The sequence below is a fragment of the Gluconacetobacter diazotrophicus PA1 5 genome (assembly GCF_000021325.1).
In the GTDB taxonomy this organism is placed as follows: Bacteria; Pseudomonadota; Alphaproteobacteria; order Acetobacterales; family Acetobacteraceae; genus Gluconacetobacter; species Gluconacetobacter diazotrophicus.
Genome location: NC_011365.1, coordinates 3,643,818 through 3,669,040 on the forward strand (window position 1 = coordinate 3,643,818; position 25,223 = coordinate 3,669,040).

Annotated in this window: 19 protein-coding genes; all 19 read left to right on the plus strand. The window is 67.2% G+C overall.

Annotated elements, in window-relative coordinates; genetic code table 11:
- Positions 1-4: 4 nt before the first annotated feature.
- Complete coding sequence (locus GDIA_RS16745) at positions 5-655, plus strand: complex I 24 kDa subunit family protein (RefSeq protein ID WP_012554887.1); 651 nt, start codon at positions 5-7, stop codon at positions 653-655.
- 15 nt (positions 656-670) lie between these two features.
- A complete protein-coding gene (nuoF, locus tag GDIA_RS16750) occupies positions 671-1,996 on the plus strand; it encodes an NADH-quinone oxidoreductase subunit NuoF (protein WP_012227321.1) in 1,326 nt (441 codons plus the stop codon).
- Positions 1,997-2,001: 5 nt separating this feature from the next.
- Positions 2,002-4,071: an NADH-quinone oxidoreductase subunit NuoG gene (gene nuoG / locus GDIA_RS16755; RefSeq protein WP_012227319.1), complete on the plus strand. Its 2,070-nt coding sequence runs from the start codon at positions 2,002-2,004 to the stop codon at positions 4,069-4,071.
- Positions 4,072-4,077: 6 nt separating this feature from the next.
- Positions 4,078-5,103 carry an NADH-quinone oxidoreductase subunit NuoH gene (gene nuoH, locus GDIA_RS16760; protein WP_012227317.1) on the plus strand — a complete coding sequence of 342 codons (1,026 nt, stop codon included), beginning with the start codon at positions 4,078-4,080 and terminating at the stop codon, positions 5,101-5,103.
- A complete protein-coding gene (gene nuoI, locus GDIA_RS16765; RefSeq protein ID WP_012227315.1) occupies positions 5,103-5,591 on the plus strand; it encodes an NADH-quinone oxidoreductase subunit NuoI in 489 nt (162 codons plus the stop codon). The genes nuoH and nuoI overlap by 1 nt, the downstream gene beginning before the upstream one ends.
- 114 nt (positions 5,592-5,705) lie before the next feature.
- Complete coding sequence (locus GDIA_RS16770) at positions 5,706-6,467, plus strand: NADH-quinone oxidoreductase subunit J (protein ID WP_012227313.1); 762 nt, start codon at positions 5,706-5,708, stop codon at positions 6,465-6,467.
- On the plus strand, positions 6,464-6,787 hold the full coding sequence (gene nuoK, locus GDIA_RS16775; RefSeq protein ID WP_012227311.1) for an NADH-quinone oxidoreductase subunit NuoK: 324 nt from the start codon (positions 6,464-6,466) through the stop codon (positions 6,785-6,787). The genes GDIA_RS16770 and nuoK overlap by 4 nt, the downstream gene beginning before the upstream one ends.
- Before the next feature lie 7 nt (positions 6,788-6,794).
- Positions 6,795-8,735, plus strand: coding sequence for an NADH-quinone oxidoreductase subunit L (gene nuoL / locus GDIA_RS16780; protein ID WP_012554888.1), 1,941 nt, complete (start codon positions 6,795-6,797; stop codon positions 8,733-8,735).
- Positions 8,736-8,761: 26 nt separating this feature from the next.
- Entirely contained in the window at positions 8,762-10,189 is a 1,428-nt protein-coding gene (gene nuoN, locus GDIA_RS16785) for an NADH-quinone oxidoreductase subunit NuoN (protein ID WP_012227309.1), read from the plus strand.
- Positions 10,186-10,968, plus strand: coding sequence for a biotin--[acetyl-CoA-carboxylase] ligase (locus GDIA_RS16790; protein ID WP_012554889.1), 783 nt, complete (start codon positions 10,186-10,188; stop codon positions 10,966-10,968). Before nuoN ends, GDIA_RS16790 begins: the two co-directional genes overlap by 4 nt.
- Positions 10,969-11,267: 299 nt before the next feature.
- Positions 11,268-12,914, plus strand: coding sequence for a ribonuclease J (locus tag GDIA_RS16795; protein WP_012554890.1), 1,647 nt, complete (start codon positions 11,268-11,270; stop codon positions 12,912-12,914).
- Positions 12,915-13,396: 482 nt separating this feature from the next.
- Complete coding sequence (gene proS / locus GDIA_RS16800) at positions 13,397-14,713, plus strand: proline--tRNA ligase (protein ID WP_012554891.1); 1,317 nt, start codon at positions 13,397-13,399, stop codon at positions 14,711-14,713.
- A gap of 3 nt (positions 14,714-14,716) precedes the next feature.
- Positions 14,717-15,964 (plus strand): lipoprotein-releasing ABC transporter permease subunit, encoded by a 1,248-nt coding sequence (locus tag GDIA_RS16805; RefSeq protein ID WP_012227302.1) that lies wholly within the window; start codon positions 14,717-14,719, stop codon positions 15,962-15,964.
- On the plus strand, positions 15,957-16,670 hold the full coding sequence (locus GDIA_RS16810) for an ABC transporter ATP-binding protein (RefSeq protein WP_012227300.1): 714 nt from the start codon (positions 15,957-15,959) through the stop codon (positions 16,668-16,670). Before GDIA_RS16805 ends, GDIA_RS16810 begins: the two co-directional genes overlap by 8 nt.
- A 9-nt stretch (positions 16,671-16,679) precedes the next feature.
- Complete coding sequence (dnaE, locus tag GDIA_RS16815) at positions 16,680-20,108, plus strand: DNA polymerase III subunit alpha (RefSeq protein WP_012554892.1); 3,429 nt, start codon at positions 16,680-16,682, stop codon at positions 20,106-20,108.
- 177 nt (positions 20,109-20,285) lie between these two features.
- Positions 20,286-21,068, plus strand: coding sequence for a 30S ribosomal protein S2 (rpsB, locus tag GDIA_RS16820; RefSeq protein WP_012554893.1), 783 nt, complete (start codon positions 20,286-20,288; stop codon positions 21,066-21,068).
- 136 nt (positions 21,069-21,204) lie between these two features.
- Positions 21,205-22,110, plus strand: a complete 906-nt coding sequence (gene tsf / locus GDIA_RS16825) for a translation elongation factor Ts (RefSeq protein WP_012554894.1) — start codon at positions 21,205-21,207, stop codon at positions 22,108-22,110.
- A gap of 49 nt (positions 22,111-22,159) precedes the next feature.
- Complete coding sequence (gene recO / locus GDIA_RS16830) at positions 22,160-22,924, plus strand: DNA repair protein RecO (RefSeq protein ID WP_012554895.1); 765 nt, start codon at positions 22,160-22,162, stop codon at positions 22,922-22,924.
- 64 nt (positions 22,925-22,988) lie between these two features.
- Positions 22,989-25,220, plus strand: coding sequence for a DNA topoisomerase IV subunit A (gene parC / locus GDIA_RS16835; protein WP_012554896.1), 2,232 nt, complete (start codon positions 22,989-22,991; stop codon positions 25,218-25,220).
- Positions 25,221-25,223: the final 3 nt, after the last annotated feature.

Genomic DNA, 25,223 nt, shown 5'->3' on the forward strand with positions numbered 1-25,223 from the left:
AGAGATGTCCGCTCACTCCCCCATTGACCAGATCGAGCAGCCTTCCTCCTTCGCCTTCGATGCCGAGAGCGAGGCCGAGATCGCCACGATCCTGGTCAAGTACCCGCCCGAGCGCAAAGCCAGCGGCACGCTGCCGCTGCTCTATGTCGCGCAGAAGCAGATGGGCCGCGTCACCGGCAGCGCCTGGGTGCCCCGGGTGGCGATGGACGAGATCGCCCGCCGGCTGGAGGTCGCGCCGATCCGCGTCTACGAGGTTGCGACCTTCTACCTGATGTTCAACACCAAGCCGATCGGCCGCTATCACCTGCAGGTCTGCACCACCACCTCGTGCTGGCTGCGCGGTTCGGACGACGTGGTCGCGGCCTGCAAGAAGGCCACCGGCATCTCCGCCTTCGGCCAGTCCAGCGCCGACGGTTTGTTCACCCTGACCGAGGTCGAATGCCTGGGGGGATGTTCCAACGCGCCGATCCTGCAGGTGGATGACGATTTCTACGAGGATCTGGACGGACCGCGCACGATCGAACTGATCGAGGCGCTGCGGCGCGGCGATCGCCCGAAGCCGGGCCCGACCATCGATAGAATGGGTGCCGCCCCCGCGGGGGGGCGCAAGACGCTGACGGACAGTCCGGCGGACAGCCGGTCGGACCAGGGTTGAGCGGGAGAGACGGCAATGCTTCAGGACAAGGACCGGATCTTCACCAACCTGTATGGTCAGCAGGACTGGCGCCTGGCCGGCGCCCGGGCGCGCGGCGACTGGGACGGCACGGCCGAGATCATCGCCCGCGGGCGCGATGCGATCATCAACGAGATGAAGGCGTCCGGCCTGCGCGGCCGGGGCGGCGCGGGCTTCCCCACCGGCGTGAAATGGTCGTTCATGCCCAAGAATTCGGACGGCCGTCCTCATTACCTGGTGATCAACGGCGACGAATCCGAACCCGGCACCTGCAAGGATCGCGAGATCCTGCGCCATGACCCGCACAAGCTGATCGAGAGCGCGCTGATCGCCTCGTTCGCCATGGGGGCGCATGTCGCCTACATCTACATTCGCGGCGAATTCTTCAACGAAGCCCGGCATCTGCAGATCGCGATCGACGAGGCCTATGCCGCCGGCCTGATCGGCCAGAACGCCGCCGGCTCGGGCTGGGATTTCGATTTCTACATTCATCGCGGCGCCGGCGCCTATATCTGCGGCGAGGAAACCGCGCTGCTGGAAAGCCTGGAAGGCAAGAAGGGCCAGCCCCGGATGAAGCCGCCTTTCCCGGCGGCAATGGGCCTGTATGGCTGCCCGACCACGGTGAACAACGTGGAAAGCATTGCCGTCGCCGCGACCATCCTGCGGCGCGGGGCTACGTGGTTCTCGTCGCTGGGACGCCCGAACAACGCGGGCACCAAGCTGATGGCCATATCGGGCCACGTGAACACGCCCTGCGTGTTCGAGGAAGAACTCGGCGTTCCGCTGAAGGACATCATCGAAAAGCATGGCGGTGGCGTGCGCGGCGGCTGGGACAACCTGCTGGCGGTGATCCCGGGCGGCTCTTCGGTCCCGCTGCTGCCGGCCTCGGTCTGCGAGACCGTGCTGATGGATTACGACAGCCTGCGGGCCGAACGGTCGGGCCTGGGCACGGCATGCATGATCGTCATGGACAAATCCACCGACGTCATCCGCGCCATCGCCCGCTTCTCGCAATTCTACAAGCATGAAAGCTGCGGCCAGTGCACGCCCTGCCGCGAAGGCACGGGCTGGATGATGCGGGTCATGCACCGCATGGTCGAAGGCCGGGCCGAAATCGAGGAAATCGACATGCTCGAACAGGTGACGCGCCAGGTCGAAGGGCACACGATCTGTGCCCTCGGCGATGCGGCGGCATGGCCGATCCAGGGCCTGATCCGGCATTTCCGCCCGGTGATGGAGGAGCGGATCCGGGCCTACAAGGCCACCCACGGCGGCGGTCAGATCACGCAGGTGCCCCCGGGTATCCCCGTGGCGGCGGAGTAAGGGCGATGGTGAAGGTTACCGTCGACGGGATTCCGGTCGAAGTTCCCGGCGGGTCCAGCGCGTTGCAGGCGTGCGAGGCCGCGGGCAAGGAAATTCCGCGCTTCTGTTTTCATGAACGGCTGTCCGTCGCGGGCAATTGCCGCATGTGCCTGGTACAGGTGGTGCGCGCGCCGAAGCCCGTCGCGTCCTGCGGCTTTCCGGTGTCGGAAGGGATGGAAATCCTGACCGACACGGAAATCGTGCGCAAGGCGCGGCGCGCGGTCATGGAATTCCTGCTGATCAACCATCCGCTGGACTGCCCGATCTGCGATCAGGGCGGCGAGTGCGACCTCCAGGACCAGGCGTTCGGCTACGGCGCGGACCATTCGCGCTACCAGGAAGCCAAGCGGGCGGTGAAGGACAAATATCTCGGCCCGCTGGTCAAGACGGTGATGACGCGGTGCATCCAGTGCACGCGTTGCGTGCGCTTCGCCACCGAAATCGCGGGCGTGCCCGAACTGGGCGCCGTCTCGCGCGGCGAGAACATGGAAATCACCAACTACGTCGAAAAGGCCCTGACATCGGAACTGTCGGGCAACCTGATCGACATCTGCCCCGTGGGCGCGCTGACATCGAAGCCCTACGCCTTCGTCGCACGGCCGTGGGAACTCAAGCGCACGGATTCGATCGACGTCTGTGACGCCGTCGGCACCAATATCAGCCTGCATGCGCGCGGCAGCGCCGTCCTGCGCGCCGTGCCCCGCGTGAACGACGAGGTGAACGAGGAATGGCTGGCGGACAAGGGGCGCTTCTCGGTCGACGGGCTGAAGCACCGCCGCCTGGATCGCCCCTGGGTCCGCGTGCACGGCAAGCTGCACTCCGTCTCGTGGCAGGAGGCCTTCGTCGCCATCGGCCGCCGGCTGGACGGCGTGGCGGGTGACAGGATCGGCGCCATCGCCGGTGACCTGTGCGACGCCGAAAGCATGCTGGCGCTGAAGGACCTGATGACGGCGCTGGGCTCGCGCAACATCGACTGCCGGCAGGACGGCGCGCAGTACGACCTGTCCAGCCGCGCCTACTATACTTTCGGCAGTTCCATCGCCGGGATCGAGGACGCCGACGCGCTGCTGATCGTGGGCTCCGTTCCCCGGCAGGAAGCACCGGTCCTGAACGCGCGCATCCGCAAGCGCTTCGTCGCGGCGGGGCGGGGCGGGTTCCCGATCGGCCTGATCGGCGCCCCCACGGCCGACCCGACCTATGCGGCCCAGGTCCTCGGGGATGGGCCGGACGTGCTGACCGCCCTCCTGGACGGCACGCACCCCTTCGCCGATACGCTGAAGGCCGCGAAGCGGCCGATGATCATCGTCGGCCACGGCGCCCTGGTGCGCGAGGACGCGCAGGCGATCCTGGCGGCAAGCTGGGCGCTGGGGCAGGCGGTGGGCGCGATCGGCGCCGGCTGGAACGGGTTCAACGTGCTGCACAACGCGGCCAGCCGCGTGGCCGGCCTCGACCTAGGCCTGGTGCCCGGGCAGGGCGGCCGCAGCGTCGCGGGGATGATGAGCGGCGGCGTGGAAGTGCTGTGGCTGCTGGGCGCGGACGAATTCCACACCGCCCAGATCGGGCCCGAGACCTTCGTCATCTATCAGGGCCATCACGGTGACGCGGCCGCGGCCCGGGCGGATGTGATCCTGCCCGGCGCGACCTACGCCGAGAAATCCGGCACCTATGTCAATACCGAGGGCCGGGTCCAGCGGTCGTTCCGCGCGGTCATGCCGCCGGGCGACGCGCGCGAGGACTGGCGTATTCTCCGCGCCTTTTCCGAGGTCGTGGGCAAGACGCTGCCCTACGACACGCTGGAAGCCCTGCGCGAGCATCTGGCTGCCGTCAACCCGGTCTTCCGGGTGATCGGGGGGCGGGACGCGGTGGACGTCTCGGGCCTGACCGGGCCGGCCGGCGATCCGCGCGCGGTATCGTCGGCGCCGTTCCGCCCGGTCTTCGACGATTATTACCAGACGAATCCGATCTGCCGGGCCAGTCCGACGATGGGCGAATGTTCGCGGATCTATGTCCCCCCCCGGGCCCTGGCGGCGGAGTAAGGCGACGTGGCGCATTTCTTTCTGCACACCCTGATCGGTCAGGTGATCCTGACGGTCCTCGAGGCCCTGGCCGTGCTGGTGCCGCTGCTGCTGGGGGTCGCCTACCTGACCCTCGGGGAACGCAAGGTCATGGCGGCGATGCAACTCCGCAAGGGGCCGAACGTGAACGGCCCGTTCGGCGTGCTGCAGGCCTTTGCCGACGCGATCAAGATGATCACCAAGGAAACGGTGATCCCGTCCGGGGCCAACCGGTTCCTGTTCCTGTTCGCACCGTTCCTGACCTTCTCGCTGGCCATGGTCGCCTGGGCGGTCATTCCCACCAATAACGGCTGGGCGATAGCGAACATCAATGTCGGGATACTCTACCTGCTCGCGATTTCCTCGCTGGGGGTCTACGGCATCCTGATCGCGGGCTGGGCGTCCAACTCCAAATACGCCTTCCTGGGCGGCCTGCGCTCGGCGGCGCAGATGGTGTCCTACGAGGTCTCGATCGGCCTGGTCATCGTCTCGGTCCTGCTGGCGGTCGGCAGCCTGAACCTGAACGACATCGTCCTCGCGCAGCGCCATGTCTGGTTCTGCCTGCCGATGTTCCCGATGTTCATCGTCTTCTTCATCTCGGCGCTGGCGGAAACCAACCGCGCGCCGTTCGACCTGCCCGAGGGCGAGAGTGAACTGGTGGCCGGCTTCTTCGTCGAATATTCGGCGCTGGCCTTCGGTCTCTTCTTCCTGGGCGAATACGCCAACATGTTCCTGATGTCGGGGATGGTCAGCATCCTGTTCCTGGGCGGCTGGCTGCCGCCGGTGGGGATCGCGCCCTTCACCTGGATCCCGGGGCCGCTGTGGCTGATCGCGAAGATCCTGTTCTGCCTGTTCGTCTTCATCTGGGTGCGCGCGACATTCCCGCGCTACCGCTACGACCAGCTGATGCGGCTGGGATGGAAGGTGTTCCTTCCGTTCTCGCTGGTGTGGATGGTGCTGACGGCGGGCTTCCTGCTGGCGACCGGGCTTCTGCCCCAGGGAGGAGCAAGCTGATGGGACATTTCGACCGGACGGTCCGTTCCTTCCTTCTGGCCGAGCTCGTGGCCGGAATGGGGGCCACGTTCAAGGCCATGTTCAAGCCCAAGGTGACGATCAACTATCCCTATGAAAAGGGACCGCTCTCGCCCCGCTTTCGTGGCGAGCACGCCCTGCGCCGCTACCCGAACGGCGAGGAACGCTGCATCGCCTGCAAATTGTGCGAGGCGACGTGCCCGGCGGAAGCGATCACCATCGAATCCGAACCCCGCGATGACGGGTCGCGGCGCACCACGCGCTACGACATCGACATGACGAAGTGCATCTATTGCGGCCTGTGCGAGGAAGCATGCCCGGTCGATGCGATCGTCGAGGGACCGAATTACGAGTTCGCGACCGAGACGCGGGAGGAACTCATGTACAACAAGGACAAGCTGCTCGCCAACGGCGACCGCTGGGAAAGCGTCCTGGCACGGCGGCTGGAGCTCGATGCGCCCTATCGTTGAGACATCCGGCGTAGGGACATCCAGCGTGGGGACATCGAGCCCCGGGCATCGGGAGGACATATCCATGCGGCAGGCCCGCTACAAACAGCCCCGCTACAAACAGCAAGGTCACAGATGATGGCCCAAATCGTCTTTTACGTCTTTGCGACGGTGCTGGTCCTGTCGGCCGGCATGGTGGTCAGCGCCCGCAATCCGGTGCATTCTGTCCTGTTCCTGATCCTGGCGTTCTTCAACGCTGCCGGATTGTTCCTGGTTGCGGGCGCCGAGTTCCTGGCGATGATCCTGGTCATCGTCTATGTCGGCGCGGTCGCGGTCCTGTTCCTGTTCGTCGTGATGATGCTCGACGTCCGGTTCACCGAGATGCGTGAGGGACTGCAGCGCTACGCGCCCTTCGGCGCGGCGGTGGGCGCCGTCCTGTTCGCGGAGCTGGCGCTGGCCTTCGGGCACTGGCAGGTCGCGCGGAACATCGCGGACGTGTCGCACCTGGTGCCGACCCCGGGGCGGACCAATACCGCGGCCCTGGGCGATGTCCTGTATACGCATTACATCTTCCTGTTCGAATCCTGCGGCCTGGTGCTGCTGGTCGCCATGATCGGCGCCATCGTGCTGACGCTGCGCGAACGCCCGGTGGGCAGGCGGCAGAACATCGAACGCCAGCACGAGCGTACGGCAGCGGATTCCCTGGACATGATGGCCCTGCCGCTGGGGCAGGGCGTCGTGGACAATGGCGGATACCGCCGTCCGAAGCAGTCTTATTACGTCGCGTCGGTCCCCGGATCGTACGGTGTCAGCGCCGATGCCGTGCCGCAGCCCGCCCCGGCCGGCGGAACGCCCGGCACGACGCCCAGTGATACGCATGGAGGGCTGGCGCAATGACCGGCGGACTCGGAAGCATCGGCATCGGCCCGTACCTGACGGTCAGCGCCATCCTGCTGGTGCTGGGCGTGTTCGGGATTTTCCTGAACCGCAAGAACGTCATCATCATCCTGATGTCGATCGAACTGATCCTGTTGTCGGCGAACCTGAATTTCGTCGCGTTCTCATCCGCGCTCGGCGACCTGTCGGGCCAGGTCTTCACCTTGTTCGTCCTGACGATCGCGGCGGCGGAATCCGCGATCGGGCTGGCGATCGTGACGGTCTATTTCCGCAACCGCGGATCGATCGAGGTCGAAGACATCACCATGATGAAGGGTTGAGCGGGTCATGGAAACGGCATCCTACCTTTTCGAGATCGCGGTCCTCGGCCCCCTGTTCGCTGCCCTCGTGGCGGGCCTGTTCGGCCGGCTGCTGGGGGACGGCCTGGCCCAGGCGCTGACCACGGGCCTGATGATCATCGCCGCCCTGTGCGGAGCCGGCGCGCTGTTCCTGGCGATGCATGCCGGCGGCATGCCCGTCGTGGTGCAACTGGCGGACTGGATCCGTGCCGGCAGCTTCCACGCCGCCTGGACCCTGCGGCTGGATACGCTGTCGCTGTCGATGGTCGCGATGGTGACCTGTGTCTCGGCGCTCGTTCACCTCTACAGCGTCGGCTATATGGGGCACGAGACGACGCCGACCTACCGGTTCTTCTCATACCTCTCGCTCTTCACCTTCGCGATGCTGATGCTGGTCACGTCCAACGACCTGGTCCAGCTCTTCTTCGGGTGGGAAGGCGTGGGCCTGTGCAGCTACCTGCTGATCGGCTACTGGTACGACCGCCCCAGCGCGAACAGCGCCGCGATCAAGGCGTTCGTGGTCAATCGCGTGGCCGATCTGTTCTTCATGGTGGGCATCGCCCTGCTGTTCGTGGAATTCGGCTCGGTCACCTACGACAATATCTTCGCGCTCGTCCCGGCGCATGGCGACGACACGTTCACGCTGTTCGGCACCCATCATATCTATGAAGTCATCTGCATGCTGCTGTTCATCGGTGCGATGGGCAAGTCGGCGCAGCTGTTCCTGCACACCTGGCTGCCCGACGCGATGGAAGGCCCGACGCCGGTCTCGGCCCTGATCCATGCCGCGACCATGGTCACGGCGGGCGTGTTCCTGATGGCGCGCATGTCGCCGCTGGTGGAATTCGCCCCGGGCACCAAGGCCTTCGTCGTGTTCATCGGCGCGACGACGTGCTTCTTCGCCGCCACGGTCGGCCTGGTCCAGCCGGACATCAAGCGTACGATCGCCTATTCCACCTGCTCGCAGCTCGGCTACATGTTCGCGGCGGTCGGGGTCGGCGCCTATCAGGCCTCGGTGTTCCACCTGACGACGCATGCCTTCTTCAAGGCGCTGCTGTTCCTGGGCGCCGGCTCGGTCATCCATGCCGTGCATGACGAACAGGACATGTTCCGCATGGGCGGCCTGTGGAAGAAGATTCCGCTGACCTACGGCGCGATGTGGGTGGGCAGCCTGGCGCTGGCGGGCATCTTCCCCTTCGCCGGATACTGGTCGAAGGATGCGATCCTGGAAGCGGCCTGGATGGCGCATAGCGGACTGGGCTTCTATGCCTGGAGCCTGGGCTGCATCACGGCATTCATCACCGCGCTGTATAGCTGGCGGCTGATCTTCCTGGTCTTCCACGGCACGCCGCGCGACGCGCACCTGCATGAAGGCGCGCATGAAAGCCCCGCCTGGATGACCATCCCGCTGGTGCTGCTGGGCTTGGGGGCGGTCCTCGCCGGCCTGCTGCTGGCGCCGTATTTCGTGGGCTCGGGCCAGGCGGCATTCTGGAACGGTGCGATCGTGAACGCGCCGGGCAACACCATCATCGCGACGCTGGAACAGACGCCGGAACTGATCGCCCTGGTGCCGACCTTCGCCGGGATCGCCGGCATCGTGGTGGCCTACCTGTGCTACATGGCCAACCCGGCGATACCGTCCGTCCTGGCGAACAGCCTGCGGCCGTTTTACCTGTTCCTGCTGAACAAATGGTATTTCGACGAACTGTATGACCACATCTTCGTCCGGCCGTACCGTGCCCTGGCGCGCCTGCTCTGGAAGGGCGCGGACGAAGGCGTGATCGAAGCCATCCCCCAGGGGCTGGCCCGCATGACGGCGGGGACCGCCACCCAGGCGGTGCGGACCCAGACCGGGTCGATCGCGGTCTATGCCTTCACGATGCTGATCGGCCTGGTGGTGCTCGTCTCCACCATGCTGGTCTTCCACTGATCTTTCCGGGAAACGGGTCTGAACCGATGAACTGGACACTTGCACTGCCGGAAATCGTCCTGGCGCTCTGTGGCCTCGCTATCCTCGTCTTCGGCGTGGTGCAGAAGAAGGAGCAGCCGTTCCTGTCCTGCTCCATGCTGACGATCGGCGCGTTCGTGCTGACCGGTTTCCTGGTCGTGATGTCGCCGGACGGGGTCGGATACAACCATATCTTCGTCAATGACGATTTCGCCCGCTTCATGAAGATCCTCAGCCTGGCGGGCGGGGCATTCGCCACCATGCTGACGGTCGGCTACGCGCGGAACATGAAGGTGGAACGGTTCGAATTTCCCGTCCTGCTGCTGTTCTCGACCCTGGGTGCGATGATGATGGCGTCGTCCGAGAACCTGATGACGCTGTTCATCGGCCTGGAACTGTCGTCGCTTGCCATCTACATCCTCTGCGCCTTCGCACGGGACGAGGTCAGGGGCGGCGAGGCCGGGCTGAAATATTTCGTCCTGGGCTCGCTGGCCTCCGGCCTGCTGCTCTACGGCTCGTCCCTGGTCTACGGCTATGCCGGCACGATGGAATATGGCGGCATCCAGATGGCGCTCAGCACCAGTTCCACCGCCGTGCCGATGGGCCTGATGTTCGGCATCGTGTTCATGCTGGCCGGGCTGACCTTCAAGCTGTCGGCGGTGCCGTTCCATATGTGGACACCGGACGTCTACCAGGGCGCGCCGACCTCGGTGACCGCGTACATGGCCGGCGCGCCGAAATTCGCGGCCTTCGCGCTGCTGCTGCGGGTCATGGCCGGTCCCTTCGGCCATGTCGCGCCGCAATGGCAGATCCTGGTCGAAGGCGTCTCGATGCTCTCGATGCTGTTCGGTTCGCTGGCGGCCATTCCCCAGACCGACATCAAGCGGCTGATGGCCTATTCCTCGATCGGCCATATGGGCTACGCCCTGATGGGCCTGTGCGCCGGCACGGCCGAGGGCATGCGCGGCACGCTGGTCTATCTGACCACGTACCTGCTGATGAATGTCGGCGCCTTCGCCGTCATCATCGCCATGCGCCGCAAGGGGCGTGAAGTGACCGGGATCGCCGACCTGGCCGGGCTGGGCAAGACCGATCCGGGCCTGGCCACCGCCATGGCGATCTTCATGTTCAGCATGGCGGGTGCGCCGCCGCTGGCCGGGTTTTTCGGCAAGATGATGGTGTTCTATGCCGCGATCAACGCCCACCTGTTCGGCCTGGCGGCCATCGGCGTCGTCAGCAGCGTGATCGGCGGCTACTACTATGTCCGCATCGTCAAGGTGATGTTCTTTGACGACGCCGCGGCCCCCCTCGATCGCCGGCCGCTGTCGCTGTCCTTCGTCTCGGTGGGCATGGGCATCGCCACCACCGGCTTCCTGCTGGTGCTGGGACCGGTATCCAGCGCGGCGCAGGCGGCGGCCCAGGCCCTGTTCAGGTGAACGGCGCGACGCCGGTCGCACCCGTACCGCCGCCGGGGCCGACACCCTGGCGGCTGGAGATTCATGACGAACTGGACTCGACGTCCGATACCTGCCTGGCCCGGGCCGGGCAGGGCGAACGCTCCGGCCTGGCCGTCATGGCCCGCCGCCAGACGCGCGGGCGTGGCAGCCGGGGGCGGGACTGGCAGGACCCGGGCGGGAACCTCGCGTTTTCGGTCTTGCTCCGGCCGGGCGGGAAAGGGGAATGGCCCGTCGGGCTGTGGCCCTTCATTGCCGGCCTGGCTTTCCACGGGGCGATTGCACCCTGGATTCCCCACCCCATATCTCTCCGGCTGAAATGGCCGAACGACCTGCTTCTGGAAGGGCGCAAGGCGGCTGGAATCCTGATCGAGGCCGGCACGGATTCGTCCGGGCGATGGCTGGTGATCGGGTTCGGCGCCAATCTGCGGGCGGCCCCCGCCATTACGGGACGGGACCTGGCCTGTGTCGCCGAATACGGAACGGCGCCCGAGCCGGAGATCGTGGCACGGGCGATCTGCGCCGGACTGGACCATTGGATGGCGGTTTGTGGCGGGCAGGGGGACGGCCTGGGGTTCGAAGCGGTGCGGCAGGCGTGGCTGGCGCACGCGCACCCCATGGGCACAAGGCTTGTGGTGCGCGCTGAAAGCGGGCAGGTAGAAGGTTCGTTCGCTGGTCTGGACGCGCAGGGCATGCTCCTGCTGCGTTGCGCCGACGGACTGAAACGGATTTCCACCGGCGAAATCCTGCTGCTGGACTAGGTGCCGGCGGGATCGACGGTGACAGGCGCGACGCCTGAATTTTTTTGGCCTGACGGCAGGCCGGGACGATCGTCGAGCGGAGGCGCACCCTTCGGCTCCGGTCGGTTCGGATGGGGCCAGGGCCGATACGGGATTGCCGCCCGATCCGGCGGTACGGAATTCTGGCGGACAGGGCTTTGTCCGCGATGGGTGCGGACCGGCAGGTCCAGACGACGCATGAGACTGATTTTAACGAGCGTATTCATAAGATGAGGCCATCAACCCCATCACGATCTGCTCTGGTATAAAAGGACTTGGTTATGAACGATTTGAGTGATGGTCTGGCCTTTCTGCCCTTGGGCGGAACGGGCGAGATCGGCATGAATCTCAACCTTTACAGGCTGGGCGGCACATGGCTGGCGGTGGATTGCGGAATCGGCTTCAGCGGCAACGACACGCCGGAAGCCGAGATCCTGATGCCCGATCCCGTCTTCATCGTCGACCGCAAGGCGGATCTCGCCGGACTGGTCATCACCCACGCGCATGAAGACCATCTGGGCGCTGTCGCCCATCTGTGGCCGCGCCTGGGTTGCCCGGTCTATGCCACGCCGTTCGCGGCCGCCGTGCTGCGCCGCAAGCTGAGCGAGGCCCATCTGCAGCAGCAGGTGAAGATCCACATCATTCCCCCGGGCGGCGAATTCATGGTCGGCCCGTTCGACCTGCGCTTCATCCCCGTCACCCATTCGGTGCCCGAGGCCCAGGCGCTGGTCCTGCGCACGCCGCAGGGCATCGTGGTGCATACCGGCGACTGGAAGTTCGATCCCACCCCGATGGTCGGGCCGCCGACCGACATCGCGGCGTTCGAGGCGCTGGGCGACGAGGGCGTGCTGGCCCTGGTCTGCGACAGCACCAACGTGATGACCCAGGGCCCTTCGGCGTCCGAGGCCGACGTGCGGCGCGGCATGACCGACCTGATCGGTTCGCTGCAGGGGCGGATTGCCGTGACCTGCTTCGCCAGCAACGTGGCGCGGGTGGAAACCATCGCCAAGGCGGCGCAGGCCGCCGGGCGTTCGGTGGTGATCGTCGGCCGGTCGCTGCGTAACCTGGACGTGGCGGCGCGGGAATGCGGCTACCTGGTCGATGTGCCGCCCTTCCTGTCGGAACAGGAAGCCAATTCGCTGCCGGATGACGAGGTAGTGCTGATCATCACCGGCAGCCAGGGCGAGCCGCGCTCGGCCCTGTCGCGCATCGCCAGCGACAGCCATCCCAACATCTCGCTGGGCCAGGGCGATACCGTCATCTACAGCAGCCGCATGATCCCGGGGAACGAACAGGCGGTCATGCAGGTGCAGGACAACCTGACCCGCCGCGGCGTACGCGTGCTGACCGACCGCGATCATCTGGTGCATGTGTCCGGCCACGCCACCGGCGGCGACGTGCGGCGCCTGTTCGACATGGTGCGGCCGCGCTTCGCGGTGCCGGTCCATGGCGAATGGCGCCACCTGACCGCCAATGCCGCCATCGCGCGGGAAAAGGGTGTGTCCCCCATCCTGCTGGAAGACGGCGACATCCTGAACCTGGCCCCCGGCGCGGTCGAGGTCGTGGACACCGCGCCGACCGGCCGCCTGGTGCTGGACGGCGGCCGCCTGCTGCCGATCAATGGCGGGGTGCTGGCCGCCCGTCGGCGCATGCTGTTCAACGGCATGGTCATCGGCAGCTTCGCGGTGGATGATGAGGGCTACCTGATCGGCGACCCCAAGGTCAGCGCGCCGGGCCTGCTGGACCCCGAGGACCCGGAAACCTCGCGCATGACCGAGGAATTCGGTGACGCCCTGGACGAAATCCCCGACGAACTGCGCCGCGACGACACCACCTTCCGCGAGGCCGCGAAGACCGCGCTCCGCCGCGCCCTGGGCCGCAAGCTGCAGAAGCGGCCGCTGGTCGACGTCCACCTCCTCCGCGTCTGAGTCGGTCCGTAAACGCGCTCTGGTGGCGATCCGACGCGCGTTTCCTGCGCTTCGCTGCTCACGGCCCACAAGGCCGCTCCGCTGCGATGCTCGGAAACACGCGACGGGCGTGCCGCTTTGCGGCACTCTCGCTCACCAGACCACGTTTCCGGACCGACTTTTGTGGGTATATCTGAAGGGATCGGGCCCTAAAGGATTACGGCAGGAAAGGCGGTCGCCCTTCCTGCCGTTCCCGGACGTTTTTTTCCCTAGACCCGGCGTATCGTCACGACCGGATCAGACGGGCGGGACTGTAGGAGGCTGCGGCGGGCCTGTCACCTGCCTCACGCAGTTGTTGAACGGGCCGGGTTTCACGCCTGGGTGTAGGGGTGGACGGATACCTGCCGGTGGGGCGTGGCGGCGGCCCGGATTCTGGCGTATTCGTCTTCTCCTGTTTCACGATCCGCCCGGCGTCCGCCGGTTTTTCCGAGGTTGATAACGGTATGCGTCTGTCCCGCGGCTTCCTGCCCACTCTCAAGGAGAATCCTGCCGAGGCGCAGGTCATCTCGCACCGGCTCATGCTGCGGGCCGGTCTGATCCGCCAGACGGCGGCGGGGATTTATGCGTGGCTGCCGGCCGGCTGGCGCGTGCTGCAGAACATCGCCCGGATCGTGCGCGAGGAACAGGACGCGATCGGCGCGCAGGAACTGCTGATGCCCACCGTCCAGTCGGCGGAACTGTGGAAGCGGTCGGGCCGCTATGACGCCTACGGCCCCGAAATGCTGCGCATCCAGGACCGGCACGAGCGCGAACTGCTGTACGGCCCGACCAACGAGGAAATGATCACCGACCTGTTCGGCCAGGTGGTCAAGTCGTACCGCGAACTGCCGCAGGTCCTGTACCATATCCAGTGGAAATTCCGTGACGAGGTCCGTCCGCGCTTCGGCGTGATGCGCGGCCGCGAGTTCCTGATGAAGGACGCCTACAGCTTCGACCTCGATTACGCGTCGGCCGTCGATTCGTACCGGCGGATGATGCTGGCCTACCTGCGCACCTTCCAGCGCCTGGGTGTCCGGGCCATCCCGATGGTGGCCGATACCGGCCCGATCGGTGGCGAACTGAGCCACGAATTCCTGATCCTGGCGCCCACGGGCGAAAGCGGCGTGTTCTTCGACGGCGCGTTCGAGGAACAGGACTGGCTGTCCGACCCGGTGGATATCGACGACCGCGAATCGCTGGATGCGTTCTTCACCCGCATGACCTCGTTCTATGCCGCGACCGACGAAAAGCATGACGAGGCCGCCTGGGCCGACGTCCCCGCCGAGCGCCGGCGCGAGGGCAGGGGCATCGAAGTCGGGCACATCTTCCATTTCGGCCGCAAATACACCGAATCGATGGATATCACCGTCAGCGGTCCGGACGGCGCGCCGCTCTATCCGGAAATGGGCTCGTACGGCATCGGCGTGTCGCGCCTAGTCGCCGCGATCATCGAGGCCAGCCATGACGATAACGGCATCATCTGGCCGGACAGCGTGGCCCCCTTCCGCGCCGCGATCCTGAACCTGAAGACGGGGGATGCGGCCTGCGACGCGATCTGCGAACAGGTGTACGCCGCCGCCCCCGAATCCTTCCTGTATGACGACCGGGGCGAGCGCGCGGGCGTGAAGTTCGCCGATGCCGACCTGATGGGCCATCCGTGGCAGGTCATCGTGGGCCCCAGGGGCGCCAAGGAGGGCAAGGTGGAACTGAAGCGCCGCGCCGACGGCGCGCGGTTCGAACTGTCGGTGGATGACGCCCTGGCCCGAATCCTCGGGGGCTGATCGATGTTCGGTCCGTTCGAACGGGCGGTTGCCGGCCGGTACCTGCGTGCCCGCAAGGGTGAGCGGTTCGTGTCCGTCATCGCCATTTTCTCGCTGGTCGGCATCGCGCTGGGTGTGGCCACGCTGATCATCGTCATGTCGGTGATGAACGGGTTCAAGGCCGACCTGATGGGGCGGATTCTCGGCCTGAACGGCGATCTCAGCCTGTTCGGCGTGACCCGCACCATCCAGAACTACGACGACCTGGCGGCGACCGTGCGGCAGGTGCCTGGCGTCGTCACCGCCACACCGCTGATCGAAGGGCAGGTACTGCTCAATTCCGGCAGCTACAACGCGGGCGGGATGGTACGGGGCATGACCCGCGCCGGGCTGCACGACCTGCATGAAATCAGCGATTCCCTCATCGCCGGGTCGCTGGACGATTTCGCGGGCAATGATGCGATCATCGTCGGCGTGACCCTGGCGGAACGGGCCGGGCTTTCCGTGGGGTCGAAGCTGACGCTGATCTCGCCCAACGGTGCGGCGACGCCCTTCGGCACCATGCCGCGCATCCGCGCCTATCGCGTGGTCGCGATCTTCGATGCCGGAATGCACGACTATAATTCCAGCTACGTCTTCCTGCCGCTGCCGGCGGCGCAGATCTATTTCGAAATGCCCGCCCAGGTGACGCAGGTCCAGGTGACGACCCGGGATGCGACGAACGTCCAGCCGGTGCGCATGGCGATCGAGCAGGCCGTCGCCGACCCGCGCATCCGCGTGCTGGACTGGACACAGAGCAACAACGCCTTCTTCGGCGCGGTCACGGTGGAACAGAACGTGATGTTCCTGATCCTGACCCTGATCGTGCTGGTGGCGGCCTTCAACGTGATTTCGTCCCTGATCATGATGGTCAAGGACAAGACCGGCGACATCGCGGTGCTGCGCACCATCGGCGCCAGCCGGGGGGCGATCATGCGCATCTTCCTGATGTGCGGGGCCTCGGTCGGCGTGACGGGCACGGTGGTCGGCACCGTGCTGGGCATCGTGTTCTGCCTGAATATCGAACGCATCCGGCAGGGGCTGCAATCGCTGACCGGGACCAACCTGTTCAACCCGGAAATCTATTACCTGGAACATCTGCCGGCCAAGCTGGTCTGGTCCCAGGTGTCCGAGGTCATCGTCATGGCGCTGGTCCTGTCGCTGCTGGCCACGCTCTACCCGTCCTGGCGTGCCGCCCGGACCGATCCCGTCGAGGCCCTGCGCCATGAGTGAGACCGTGAATGAGGCTGGCCGGGACCCGCTGGTGCTGTCCGACGTCTGGCGCACGTTCCACAGCGGGGACGAGCGGCTGGACGTGCTGCAGGGCGCGGACCTGACCCTGCGCGCGGGCGAGATCGTGGCCCTGGTCGCGCCGTCGGGCACCGGCAAATCGACCCTGCTGCATCTGGCCGGATTGCTGGAATCCCCTGATCGCGGGCAGGTCCTGGTCGGCGGCCAGGATGCGGGGCGCCTGGACGATTCCGGGCGCACGGCCATCCGCCGCCGCCGCATCGGCTTCGTCTACCAGTTCCATCACCTGCTGGCGGAATTCACGGCGCGGGAAAACGTGGTGCTGCCGCAACTGATCGCGGGTGTGGCCAGGGCCGACGCCCGTGCCCGGGCGGACGCGCTGCTGGGCTCGTTCGGGCTGGCGCACCGGCTGGACCATCTGCCCGGTCGCCTGTCGGGGGGCGAAAAGCAGCGCGTGGCCATCGCCCGCGCGCTGGCCAACCGGCCGGGCATCCTGCTGGCGGACGAACCGACCGGCAACCTGGACGTCCACACCTCGGACGCGGTGTTCGACGAATTGCTGCGCATGGTCCGGGGCGAGGGCGTGGCCGCCCTGATCGCGACCCATAACGAGGCCCTGGCCGCCCGCATGGACCGCGTCGTGACCCTGCGCGACGGACGGTTGGTGGACGTGGCCCCCGTGGCGTAGGATCGCGCCATGCCCCACGCCGATTTCGTCCATCTTCGCGTTCATTCCGCCTATTCGCTCAGCCAGGGGGCGATCCGCATCCCCGAGATCGCGTCCCTGGCGCAGGACATGCGCATGCCGGCGGTGGCGATCACCGATACCGGCAACCTGTTCGGGGCGCTGGAATTCTCGCAATATTGCTCGGGCAAGGGGGTGCAGCCGATCATCGGCTGTCAGGTCGGCCTGCCGCCGCGCAACGACAAGCCCGGCGCGCCGGCCGAGCCCGTCGTCCTGCTGGCGCAGGACGAAACCGGGCTGATGAACCTGCAATACCTGTCTTCGCAGGGGTTCCTGACGGGCGACACCGCCGAGCCGACGGTGACGCTGGACGTGCTGTGCGAGCGGGCGGAGGGACTGATCCTGCTGACCGGCGGCACGCGCGGCCCGCTGTTCCGCATGCTGGCCGACGGGCAGCAGGACGAGGTCGCGCAGTGGCTGGAACGGCTGCACGCCGCCTTCGGAGACCGGCTGGCGGTCGAACTGCACCGGCACGGGCTGCCGGTCGAAAAGGCGGTCGAACCCGGCATGATCGCGCTGGCCGACCGGATGGGCCTGCCGCTGGTCGCGACCAACGAATGCTTCTTCCCCCGGCCGGAGATGTACGAGGCGCATGACGCGCTGCTGTGCATCGCCCAGGGCCGCACGATGGCCGAGCGCGACCGCTGGCGGGTCACGCCGGAACATTGGTTCAAGCCCCCCGCGATGATGCGCGACCTGTTCGCGGACCTGCCGGAAGCCTGCGACAACACGCTGGCCATCGCCCGGCGCTGCGCGGTGCGGGTGGAAACCCGCAAGCCCCTGCTGCCGGTCTGCCCCAAGGTGCAGCCGGGCGCGACCGAGGAGCAGACCCTGCGCGCCATGGCCGAGGACGGGCTGGCCCGCCGGCTGGCGCGCATGGACATGGATGACGCGACCCGTCAGGTCTATCGCGACCGGCTGACGTTCGAGCTGGATATCATCGCGAAGATGGGCTTCCCCGGCTATTTCATGATCGTCGCGGACTTCATCCAGTGGGCGAAGGCGCATGACATTCCGGTGGGGCCGGGGCGCGGATCGGGGGCGGGGTCGCTGGCGGCCTGGGCGCTGACGATCACCGATATCGACCCGATTCCCTTCAACCTGCTGTTCGAACGGTTCCTGAACCCCGAACGCGTGTCGATGCCCGACTTCGACATCGATTTCTGCCAGGACCGGCGGGACGAGGTCATCCGCTACGTCCGCGGCGAATACGGTCCCGACCGCGTGGCGCAGATCATCACCTTCGGCAAGCTGCAGGCCCGGGCGGCGGTACGCGACGTGGGCCGCGTGCTGGGCCTGCCGTTCGGCATGGTCAACAAGGTCGCGGAACTGATCCCCAACAATCCGGCCAAGCCCGTGACCCTGAAACAGGCGATCGACGGCGAGCCCCGCCTGCAGGAGATGCGCGATACCGACGAGGCGATCCGCCGCCTGATGGAAATCGCGCTCCAGCTCGAAGGGCTGTACCGCCACGCCAGCACCCATGCGGCCGGCGTCGTGATCGGCGACCGGCAACTGGTCGAACTGGTGCCGCTCTACCGCGATCCCAAGAGCGACATGCTGGTCACCCAGTACAACATGAAGTTCGTCGAGCAGGCGGGGCTGGTGAAGTTCGACTTCCTGGGCCTGACCACCCTGACCATCCTGCAGCGCGCCTGCCAGTTCCTGAAGGGGCTGGACGTGACGGTCGATCTGACCACGCTGCCGCTGGACGACGCCCCGACGTACGAGATGCTGGCGCGCGGCGACACGGGCGGCGTGTTCCAGTTCGAAGGCGCGGGCATGCGCGACGTGCTGAAGCAGATGCGCCCGACGCGGCTGGAGGACCTGATCGCCGCCGTGGCGCTCTACCGTCCCGGCCCCATGGCCAACATCCCCGATTACTGCCGCCGCAAGCACGGCGAGGCGTGGGAGCCCCCGCACGAGGAGATCCGCTCGATCCTGGAAGAGACCTACGGCATCATGGTCTACCAGGAACAGGTGATGCAGATCGCCCAGAAGATGGCGGGCTACAGCCTGGGCGGTGCCGACCTGCTGCGCCGCGCGATGGGCAAGAAGATCCGCGCCGAGATGGACAAGCAGCGCGAGATCTTCACCGAGGGCGCGGTCGGTCGCGGCATCGACCCCGAGAAGGCGGCCGAGGTCTTCGACCTGATGGCCAAGTTCGCGGATTACGGCTTCAACAAATCCCACGCCGCCGCCTATGCGCTGGTGTCGTACCAGACGGCGTGGATGAAGGCGAACCATCCGGTGCCGTTCCTGGCCGCCTGCATGTCTCTGGCGCGGGAAAAGACCGACAAGCTGGCGGCCCTGCGGCAGGAGGCCGAGCGGCTGGGCATTCCCGTCCTGCCGCCCGACATCAACGCATCGGGGCCGGATTTCACCGTCGAGCGCCTGGCCGACGGCCGCCTGGGCATCCGCTACGCGCTGGCGGCGGTCAAGAAGGTCGGATTCGCGGCGATGGAGGCCCTGGTGGCGTCGCGCGGCGACCGTCCGTTCGCCGACCTGTCGGACCTGGCGGCGCGTGTGGACCCGCGCCAGTTGAACAAGATGCAGATCGAAAACCTGGCCAAGGCCGGGGCCTTCGACACGGTGGTGCCCAACCGCGCCCTGGTCGCGGCGGCGGCGGAGACGGTCCTGCGCCGCGCCAATACCCAGGCGCAGGAGGCCGCGAGCGGCCAGATCGGCCTGTTCGGCGGCGGAGGGCCCACGCCGGCGCCGGAACCGCTGCGCCTGCCGGACGTGACCGACTGGCCGGAATTCGAACGGCTGGGGATGGAGGCCGAGGCCATCGGCTTCCACCTGACGGCGCATCCGCTCGATTCATACGGCCTGCTGCTGCGCCGCCTGGGGGCCGTGCGCGCCACGGCGCTGGAGGCCGCCGCCCAGGCCGGGCTGACGCGGGTCAAGATCGCCGGCTGCGTGGTCGACCGCAAGGAACGCCCGACCCGCACCGGCAGCAAGATGGCCTGGGTGCGCCTGTCCGATTCCAGCGGCGGGTGCGAGGTCACGCTGTTTTCCGAGGTCCTGTCGCGCACCCGCGACATCCTGACCGCCGGCACCGCCGTGCTGGTGACGGCCGATCTGCGCCTGGACGGCGAGGCCCTGCGCATCACCGGCAGCGACGTGGTGGCGCTGGAACAGGCGGCGGCCGACGCGGCGGCGGAACTGCGCATCTGGTTCGACCGCGAGGACGCGATCACCCCGATCCACGCCATCCTGTCCGAGGAGAAGGGGGGGCGCGGCAAGGTCATCCTGCTGCCGTCGGTGGCCGAAACCCGCGATGTCGAGGTGCGGCTGGGCGGCGCCTATCGCGTCACGCCGCGCATGGCCCAGATGATCAAGGCCGTCGCCGGCGTGGCCCGGGTCGAACAGGGATAGGGGCAGTTTCCCGCCGCGCCGCGCTTGCATTGCACGGCAAAAAAGGTCATATCGACGCCCGTCGGCCCCTCGGCCGGCAATTCGCACGCGAAGCAGTGCCTCTGGTGTCCTGCGGGATTTCCCCCGGGACCGGCGCTTCGCGGAGGACCAACCAGAAGATCAAGGATTTGGCCGATCATGGCTATGCCCGATTTCACGATGCGCCAGCTGCTGGAAGCCGGCGTTCATTTCGGACACCACACCCGCCGCTGGAACCCGCGCATGGCGCCGTTCCTGTTCGGCGTGCGCAACCAGGTTCACATCATCGATCTGCAGCAGACGGTGCCGATGCTGGACCGCGCGCTGAAGGCGATCCGTGACACCGTCGCCGGCGGTGGCCGCGTCCTGTTCGTCGGCACCAAGCGCGCCGCCGCCGACCAGATCGCCGAGGCCGCGAAGCGGTCCGGCCAGTATTACGTCAACCACCGCTGGCTGGGCGGCATGCTGACGAACTGGAAGACCATCACCGGTTCGATCAAGCGCCTGCGCCAGATCGACGACATGCTGACCGGGGACACGCACGGCCTGACGAAGAAGGAAATCCTGGACATCACCCGCAACCGCGAGAAGCTGGAGCGGTCGCTGGGTGGTATCAAGGAGATGGGCGGCCTGCCGGACATCCTGTTCGTGATCGACACGAACAAGGAGAAGCTGGCCGTCGAGGAAGCCAACAAGCTGGGCATCCCGGTCGTCGCGATCCTGGACAGCAATTCCGATCCGCGCGGCGTGACCTTCCCGATCCCGGGCAATGACGACGCCATCCGCGCCATCGCCCTGTATTGCGAACTGGTGTCGGGCGCGGTGCTGGACGGCATCTCGGCCGAGCTGGGCGCGTCGGGCCAGGATTTCGGCGCCGCCGAGGAACTGCCGGTCGACACGGCGGCCGAAGCCGCCGCGGCCGAGGCTGCCCCCGCGGCCTGAGTGTCGCGGACTGGAGTTTGACGGGTCCCACCCCGCGCCGCCCGGGCGGCGCGGGGTGGGATCTTCACGATGACAGATGCAAGGGCGCGCCCTGCCGTCACGGCAGGGCGCGCGCCTGCCTTGAGGAGTGACGCATATGGCGGAGATTACCGCAGCCCTGGTGAAGGAACTTCGCGAGAAGACCGGTGCCGGCATGATGGACTGCAAGAAGGCCCTGAACGAGGCCGGCGGCGAGATCGAGGGCGCGATCGACTGGCTGCGCACCAAGGGCCTGGCGGCGGCCGCGAAGAAGTCGGGCCGCGTGACGGCCGAGGGCCTGGTGGCCGTGGCCTCGGCCCCCCGCGCTGCCGCGATGGTCGAAGTGAACGCCGAAACCGACTTCGTCGCGCGCAACGAGAGCTTCCAGGCGTTCGTCGAGGCCGTGGCCCGCGCTGCGCTGACCGCCGGCGAGGACCTGGAGAAGATCAAGGCCGTGGTGCTGGACAGCGGCCGCACCGTCGCTGACGAGCTGACCCACCTGATCGCGACGATCGGCGAGAACATGTCGATCCGCCGCGCCCGCGTGCTGAGCGTGCCGTCGGGCGTCGTCGCCAGCTACATCCATTCCGCCGTCCGTCCGGGCCTGGGCAAGATCGGCGTCCTGGCCGCCATCGAAGCCCCGTCCGAGAGCGAGGCGCTGGAACTGCTGGGCCGCCAGGTCGGCATGCATGTCGCCGCCACCCGCCCGGCCGCGCTGGACATCGACAGCGTCGATCCCGCGTCGCTGGAGCGCGAGCGTGCGGTGCTGGTCGAGCAGGCCCGTGCCTCCGGCAAGCCCGAAGCGATCATCGAGAAGATGGTCGAAGGCCGCATCCGCAAGTTCTACGAGGAAGTGGTCCTGCTGGAGCAGGTCTGGGTGCATGACGGCGAAAGCACCGTCCGCAAGGTCGTCCAGAAGGCCGGCGCCAAGCTGAGCGGCTTCGATCGCTTCCAGCTCGGTGAAGGCATCGAGAAGGAAGAGAACGACTTCGCGGCCGAGGTCGCCAAGGCGGCCGGCGTCTGACCGGCACGCGACCCTCTGATCGCAGCCTGAACGGGGCGGGGCCTTCCTGATGGAATGGGAGGCACCCGCCCTTGTGCTGTCTGCGTCCCCCTATGGCGAAAGCAGCGCCATCGTCCATCTGCTGACCGAGGATCTCGGCCTGGTCCACGGCCTGGCCCGTGGGGGCACCGCCCGCGCCAACCGCGCGCTGTGGCAGCCCGGTAACCTGATCCGCGCCTCCTGGCGGGGGCGCCTGCCGGACCAGTTGGGCAATCTGTCCGGCGAACTGGTCCATGGGTCCGCCGCGCGGCTGATGTCCGCGCCGCTGGCCCTGGCGATGCTGGCCTCGGCCTGCGCGGTGGCCGACGGCACCCTGCCCGAGCGCGAACCCCATCCCCGTATCTTCCACCTGCTGACCCGCTTCTTCAGCCTGCTCAGCCTCGACCCCGACATGGCCGGGTGGGGCGGCATGGCGGCCCTGCTGCGGTGGGAGGCCTGCCTGCTCGGCGACCTGGGCTATGGCATGGACCTGTCGGCATGCGCGGTGACGGGGGGCAGCGCGGAACTGGCCTGGGTCTCGCCCCGGACCGGGCGCGCGGTCAGCGACGCGGCGGCGGGGGAATGGCGGCCGCGCCTGCTGCGCCTGCCGCCGCTGTTCCTGAACGAATCCGATCCCGGCACCGTCCAGGACTGGCGGGACGGGCTGCGCCTGACCGGGCATTTCCTGGCCCGTGACGCCTTCGGCCAGCGCCATCGCCCGCTGCCGCCCGCGCGGTTGCGGCTGGTGGATATGATCGATGCCCTTCAGCCCGGCGCCCTCCACCCCGACGATTGAGGCACGCACGCGATGGACAAATCGCGGATTTTCTCTATCTGTTCCCGGGACAGGAGGAGTGCGCATGTCAGTGGATACCAGCGGCCATATCGAGGAAACCCGTCTCGCGGACGCGTTGAGCGAGCGGTACCTGGCCTATGCGATGTCCACCATCATGTCGCGTTCGCTGCCCGACGTGCGCGACGGGCTGAAGCCGGTGCATCGCCGGATGATCTATGCGATGCGGCAATTGCGCCTGGACCCGACATCGGGGTTCAAGAAATGCGCCCGCGTCGTCGGCGACGTCATCGGTAAATACCACCCCCACGGCGATGCTTCGGTCTACGAGGCGCTGGTGCGCCTGGCGCAGGATTTCGCCGTCCGCTACCCACTGGTCGAGGGGCAGGGCAATTTCGGCTCGATCGACGGCGATAACGCGGCGGCGATGCGTTATACCGAAGCCCGGATGACCGAGGTCGCGCGCGCCCTTCTGGAAGGGATCGACGACGATTCGGTCGATTTCCGCCCGACCTATGACGGCGAGGAGCAGGAACCCGTTGTCCTGCCGGCGGCCTTTCCGAACCTGCTGGCCAACGGCGCGGCCGGCATCGCGGTCGGCATGGCCACCAGCATTCCCCCCCATAATGTCGGCGAGATCTGTTCGGCCGCGATCAGGCTGATCCGGTCGCCTGATGCGACGGTGGCGGACCTGATGGAGGACATGCCCGGTCCGGACTTCCCGACCGGCGGCCTGATCGTCGAGGACCGCGCGACCCTGTTGCAGGCCTACGAGACCGGGCGCGGCAGCATGCGCATCCGCGCCCGCTGGTCGGTCGAGCAGGGCCGATTCGGCACCTGGCAGGTCGTGGTGACGGAAATTCCGTACCAGGTGCAGAAATCCCGCCTGATCGAGCAGATCGCCGACCTGATGGAACAGAAGAAGCTGCCGCTTCTGGGCGATATCCGCGACGAAAGCACGACCGACATCCGCCTGGTGCTGGAGCCCAAGTCGCGCGGTGTGGAACCCGAAGTGCTGATGGAAACGCTGTTTCGCGCCACCGCGCTGGAAAGCCGCTTCGCCCTGAACATGAACGTGCTGGGCGCCGACCGCGTGCCCGGCGTACGCAGCCTGCGCGAGGTCCTGCTCGCGTGGCTGGACCATCGGCATGATGTGCTGCAACGCCGCAGCCGCCACCGGCTGCAGGCGGTGGACCGCAGGTTGGAAATCCTGGACGGGTTCCTGGCCGTCTATCTGAACCTGGATGAAGTCATTCGCATCATCCGCGAAGAAGACGACGCCAAGGCCGGGCTGATGGCCACGTTCTCGCTGACCGAATTGCAGGCCGAGTCGATCCTGAACATGCGCCTGCGCAGCCTGCGCCGGCTCGAGGAACTGGAAATCCGCAAGGAACACGCGGCGCTGACGGCCGAACGCGGCGACCTGACGGCCCTGCTGGACAGCGAGCCCCTGCGCTGGAAGAAGATCACCGAGGAAGTGAAGGCCATCCGCAAGGCATTCGGCGCCGGCGCGCTGGGCACGCGGCGCAGCGAACTGGCCGCCCCGCCGCGCGCGATCGAACTGTCGGCCATCGAGGCGGTGGAGCGTGAGCCGCTGACCCTGATCCTGTCCGCCAAGGGCTGGGTCAAGACGCTGAAGGGCCACGGCATCGACCCGACGACGCAGAAATTCAAGGAAGGCGACGGGTTCCGCCTGGCGGTGGAATGCCAGTCCACCGACCGGCTGTGCGTCTTCGCCACCGACGGCCGTGCCTTCACCCTGCGCGCCGCCGACCTGCCGCGCGGGCGCGGCGACGGCCAGCCGATCCGCCTGCTGATCGAACTGTCGAATGACGAGGATCTGGTGGCGGTCTTCCCGGTGCGCGAGGGCACGCGCCACCTGCTGGCTTCCAGCGCCGGGCGGGGCCTGGTGATCCGCGACGAGGACCTGGTGGCCGAAAAGCGTACCGGCAAGCAGGTGCTGAACCTGAAGGATGCCGAAAGTGCGCGGATCTGCCTGCCGGTCGAGGGCGACCACGTCGTGGTGCTGGGGCAGAACCGGCGCATGCTGGTCTTCCCGGTAGCGCAACTGCCGGAAATGGCGCGCGGCCTGGGCGTGGCCTTGCAGAAATACAAGGAAGGCGGCCTGATGGACGCCTGCCTCCTGTCCTCGACGGACGGCGCGGCGTGGCCCGATCCGGCGCGAATCCGTCCCTTTGCCGATTTCCGTGACTATCTGGGCAAGCGCGCCGATGTCGGCCGACCCGCCCCGGCCTGGGCGACCCGCAAGCCCAAGCCGAAGACCCCGGCCGGCGGGTAGGCC